Consider the following 4,914-nt stretch of genomic DNA (forward strand, 5'->3'; position numbering starts at 1 on the left):
CCCACCTGATGCACAAGGCCCTGCGCGAGGTGCTGGGCGATCACGTGCAGCAGAAGGGCTCGCTGGTGAACGCCGAGCGCACGCGCTTCGACTTCGCGCACAACGCGCCCCTCACCGACGAACAGGTTCGCCGCATCGAGGCCCTGGTCAATGCCGAGATCCTGGCCAACGCGGCCACGCAGGCGCGCCTGATGGACATCGAGTCGGCCCAGAAGACCGGCGCCATGATGCTGTTCGGCGAGAAGTACGGCGACACGGTGCGCGTGCTCGACATCGGCAGCAGCCGCGAGCTGTGTGGCGGCACGCACGTGACGCGCACCGGCGATATCGGCCTGTTCAAGGTGGTGGGCGAGGGCGGCGTGGCCGCCGGCGTGCGCCGCATCGAGGCCGTCACCGGCGAGAACGCGCTGGCCTACCTGCAGTCGCTGGAAAGCACCGTGGCCCAGGCCGCGGGCGCGCTGAAGGCGCCGGTGGCCGAGCTCACCGCGCGCGTGGGCCAGACGCTGGAGCAGATCAAGGCGCTGGAGAAGGAAATCGCCGCGCTCAAGGGCAGGCTGGCGTCCAGCCAGGGCGACGAGCTGCTGGGCCGCGCGGTGGACGTGAAGGGCCTGAAGGTGCTGGCCGCCACGCTGGATGGCGCCGACGCCAAGACCCTGCGCGACACGATGGACAAGCTCAAGGACAAGCTCAAGAGCGCGGCCATCGTGCTGGCGGCGGTGGACGGCGGCAAGGTGCAGCTGGCCGCCGGCGTCACGGCCGACAGCGTGGGCAAGGTGAAGGCCGGCGAGCTGGTGAACTTCGTCGCCCAGCAGGTGGGCGGCAAGGGTGGCGGCAAGCCCGACATGGCCATGGCCGGCGGCACCGACCCGAGCGGGCTGGCGAAGGCCCTGGCCTCGGTGCAGGGCTGGGTGGCCGAGCGCGTCTGATCAGCCCGGCTGGCCCGAGGTGTCCGCCAGGTCCGCCGGGCGCGAGGCCACGAAGCCCAGCCGGCCGATCTGGAACAGCACGTTGCGCAGCAGGCGGGCCAGTTGCGCGCGCGCTTCGCGCGAGGGCGCGAGGGCCATCAGCGAGATCGAGGGCAGGCGGGTTTCCACCGCGTCTTCCTCGGCGGCGGCCCAGGGGCGCAGCAGGTGGTCGCGGCCCATGGCCAGGCGCGCGTCGACCAGGGCGACCGCGCGCTCCAGCTTGCGCATGTCCTCAAAGCCGATGTCCCAGCAGACCTGGCGGCCCTCGTGGCGTTCGATCACGCTGCAGCCCAGGGGCAGCGTCCAGCGCTTGGGCTCGGTCTTGCTGGAGAGCAGGCGGCGGGCGTGTTCCCACAGCGAACCGGTGTCCGCCACGAAGGACTCCAGCGCCTGGCGGATTTCCACCGCCATGTCGCCCTGAGAGCCCGGGCCGGGCACCACGACCACGCCGTCGCCGTCGAGGCGCGAGCCGTCCACCGTGATGCGCTGCGGGTGCCAGCTCTTGGCCACCGAGTCGGCCACGCCGCGCACCAGCTCGCGCGCGGCCCAGGGGGCCAGCATGAGGGTGACGCCACCGGACTGCAGCACGCGCAGGTCGACCGGCGTGGCCGAGCCCTCGCCCAGCAGGCGCTGCAGCACGGTCGCGGCCTCGCGCTGGTCGTGGCGGTCGGCGCCCATCAGCACCACCACCACGTGGGGCACGGTGCGCTTCATGGCCGGCGCGATGCAGACCATGCACTGCACCTTGGCCTGGGTCTGGGAGAACACGTCGCAGGAGCTGCGCGGGGGCAGCACGGCGCCGTCGTGGTTGAGCGCCTGCACGACGGCGGCGGGCGTATCGATGGAAGTGCGGGGCATGTAAGGCGAAAGCGCGACAGCGGGGACAGCGAGGGCGGTGGCCCACCCTCTCGTCGGCAGCTTCGAGGTTTTCTTGACCTGGCGTTCCCCGCCAGCGGATCGCCTGCGCCTGTGGGCGACCGCCGGTCAGGGCAAGGGCCAGTCCAGCGTGCGCGCGCTCTCGAAGCGCCGGGCCTGGCCCGTCACCGGGTCGGTGAAAGCGATGGCGCTCGCCAGCAGCCGCAAGGGTTCGGTGAAATCTTCGACCCCGTCGGGGCCGCGCCGCACGCGCGGGTAGAACTGGTCGCCCGCAATGGGCAGGCCCAGGGCGTCGAGGTGCACGCGCAGCTGGTGGCGCTTGCCGGTGAGCGGTGCCAGGCCATAGCGGGCCCAGGCGCCGCGCACCTCCAGGCGCTCGACGCGCGTCTCGCTGTTGGGCTCGCCCTCGGCCTCCACCATGCGGAAGAAGGCCTCCACGTCCTCTTCGATGCGGCTGCGGCGGGTGAGGGGCAGCGCGAGCGTGGGGTCGTGCGGCGCGATGGCTTCGTAGGCCTTGTCGACCGCGCGCTCGCGGAACAGCGCGTGGTAGGCGTTGCGGTCCTGCGGCCGGAGGTTGAACACCACCAGGCCGGCGGTTTCGCGGTCGATGCGGTGGATGGGGTTGAGCGAGTCGAGGCCTGTGCGCTGCTTGAGCCGCACCATCAGGCTGTGCCGCACATAGCGCCCGCTGGGCGTGACGGGCATGAAGTGCGGCTTGTCGGCCACCAGCAGGTGCTCGTCGTGGAACAGGATCTGGGGCTCGAAGGGAATCTCCGCTTCGTCCTCGACATGGCGCCAGTAGTAGAGCCGGGCGCCGGGCTCGCAGGGGGCTTCGGGCGCCAGGGCCTGGCCGTGGTCGTCCAGCACCTCGCCGCGCGCCAGGCGCCGCGCCCATTCGCCGGGGGCGATCACCGGCAGGCGCTCGCTCAGGAACTGCAGCACCGAGGCCCAGGGCGCCGGTTGGGTGAAGGGAATGGCCACGCAGCTGGGCGACACGCCCTCGCGCGTGGGAATCAGGGGGTTCTTGGGGCGGTGCGCCATGCGGGTGTCAGACGGGCGAGAGGGACGCTTTGTACTGCAGGCGCCAGCCCTGCTGCCGTTGCAGTTGTCGCTGCCCTTGCCGGGGCCCTGCTGAAGGGCTGAGGGCTGGCACGCTCAGACCCGGCGCCAGACCAGGTCCCACACGCCGTGGCCGAGCTTCAAACCGCGGTTCTCGAACTTGGTGAGCGGGCGGTAGTCGGGCTTGGGGGCGTAGCCTTCGACCGTGTTGCGCAGCAGGGGCTCGGCGCGCAGCACCTCCAGCATCTGCTCGGCGTAGGGCTGCCAGTCGGTGGCCAGGTGCAGGTAGCCGCCGGGCTTGAGCTTGTTCGCCAGGCGGTTGACGAACGGGCCCTGGATCAGGCGGCGCTTGTGGTGCTTGGTCTTGTGCCAGGGGTCGGGAAAAAACACGTGCACGCCGTCCAGGCTGGCGTCGGCCAGCATGTGGTCCATGACCTCGACCGCGTCGTGGCGCAGGATGCGGATGTTCTCCAGCCCGCCGTCGCCGGCGAGCTTGAGCAGCGCGCCCACGCCGGGCTCGTGCACCTCGCAGCAGAGGAAGTTGTCCTGCGGCCGCACGCTGGCGATGTGGGCGGTGGCGCCGCCCATGCCGAAGCCGATCTCCAGCACCAGCGGGGCCTCGCGGCCGAAGGCGGCGCGGGCGTCCAGGCGCTGGTCGGCGGTGTAAGGCAGTAGGAAGCGCGGGCCATACACCTCGTAGGCCTTGGCCTGCGCGGCCGTGGTGCGGCCCGCGCGCAGCACGTAGCTCTTGACCTGCCGCAGGTAGGGCACGTCGCTGGGGGGAGTGCGCGGTTGCGCGTGGCGGGGGTCGGTCATGGTCGGGCCGGGATTTTAGGGGGCGTGCCGACCGGGCCGCCCAGGCCCAGTTTCCCCCGGCCCGTCCGCGAGACGGCTTCAATCGTGCAGATAGAACGACAGCAGGCCTTGAAGGGCCTGGGCCGCGTCCTCGCGGTGCGTCGACAGCAGCGCATCGGTCTCGACGCGATCGCGCAGCGCGGCCAGCTGGCGCTGGCGTTGCGCGGGGTCGGGCGCGTGCAGGGCATAGAACAACTGGGCGAAGGTGGACACCGTGTGGGCCAGCCCTGGCGGCGCGCGCAGCGGCGACGCATCCCCAGAGGGGCCCAGGCCCTTGCGCAGCACGTACAGGGCCCCTTGCAGGGCCAGGAGGTGGACGGGCGGCCGGGCCGGCGTGAAAGGGGCGACGGGGGGGCGCATCGACTGCTGGATCCACGAAGCACAGGCGCCGTAGAGCCGCTGCGCGAAGTGCGGTCGATGCGCCACGTCGATCGCGTGCGTCAAGTCGCTGAGCAACTCGAACAGGTGCTGGATGGCCGTCGCGGCATCGCCCCCATCGGGGTCCGACAGGCGCAGCAGCGCGCGCAGGATGAGGTCGTCGAGCCGGCGCTGGTTCGGCGCCGACTGCCGGGACCGCTGGAACGATTGCACCACCGGCGCCAACTGCGCGGCCAGCACGCGGCAGAGCTCGCGCCACACGGTCCAGTCCGTCGATGGGCCCGGGCTGGGTGCGCGATGCAGGGCCGCCCAGGTGCGTTCGGTCGCTCGGTGCTCGGGCTTTTGCAGGTGGGACACCAGGTGGAAGAGGCGGGCGGTGGGGTCGCTGGGCGCATGGAAGGGATGCCACCGCTCGTAGCCGCGGAACAGGTCCGCGCGCGCCGCGGGATCTGGTTGCGCCAGCAGCACGCGCAGGACAGCGGCGTGCGTCGCCGCCTGCTCCGGGGTGCGCGCCGGCAGGCGGGGCATGAGCAGCAACCAGAGGGCCGAGGCCGGGTTGGGCGGCCGGTGGCGGCTGAAGGGCGGGGGGTTGTCGCGCACCAGCCGCGCGGCACGCCCGGCGGCGAGTGGGCTGTGCGGTGGGTGGGGGCTGGGGGGCGGCAGGCCCGGGCCAGGCCATGGGTGGCGCCGTGCGTGGGAGGTGGAGAGGGCCTTGCTGCAGGACATGGACCGGGTTCAGTGGAGGGGCTTGGGCTTGAACAGCGTGTGGATGAGTTGGGCG

At 72.1% G+C, this 4,914-nt stretch carries 5 protein-coding genes; 1 reads left to right on the forward strand and 4 read right to left on the reverse strand.

Annotated elements, in window-relative coordinates; translation table 11 throughout:
- A partial coding sequence (locus BGO22_RS21910; protein WP_286852429.1) for a DHHA1 domain-containing protein occupies positions 1–926 on the forward strand: 926 nt, incomplete at its 5' end.
- Here BGO22_RS21910 and BGO22_RS21915 read toward each other — a convergent pair.
- The 4 genes from BGO22_RS21915 to BGO22_RS21930 form a co-directional block, all read right to left on the reverse strand.
- Positions 927–1,823 carry a hypothetical protein gene (locus tag BGO22_RS21915; protein ID WP_070398111.1) on the reverse strand — a complete coding sequence of 299 codons (897 nt, stop codon included), beginning with the start codon at positions 1,821–1,823 and terminating at the stop codon, positions 927–929.
- Between the two features lie 126 nt (positions 1,824–1,949).
- Positions 1,950–2,882, reverse strand: coding sequence for a pseudouridine synthase (locus BGO22_RS21920; protein ID WP_070398110.1), 933 nt, complete (start codon positions 2,880–2,882; stop codon positions 1,950–1,952).
- Positions 2,883–2,996: 114 nt separating this feature from the next.
- The gene (trmB, locus tag BGO22_RS21925; protein WP_070398109.1) at positions 2,997–3,716 is read right to left on the reverse strand and encodes a tRNA (guanosine(46)-N7)-methyltransferase TrmB; all 720 of its coding nucleotides are present in this window, start codon (positions 3,714–3,716) and stop codon (positions 2,997–2,999) included.
- A 78-nt stretch (positions 3,717–3,794) separates the two neighbouring features.
- A complete protein-coding gene (locus tag BGO22_RS21930) occupies positions 3,795–4,733 on the reverse strand; it encodes a hypothetical protein (protein ID WP_070398108.1) in 939 nt (312 codons plus the stop codon).
- Between the last annotated feature and the right edge of the window lie 181 nt (positions 4,734–4,914).

The sequence above is a fragment of the Hydrogenophaga sp. 70-12 genome, from assembly GCF_001897365.1.
Taxonomy (GTDB): Bacteria; Pseudomonadota; Gammaproteobacteria; order Burkholderiales; family Burkholderiaceae_C; genus Hydrogenophaga; species Hydrogenophaga borbori.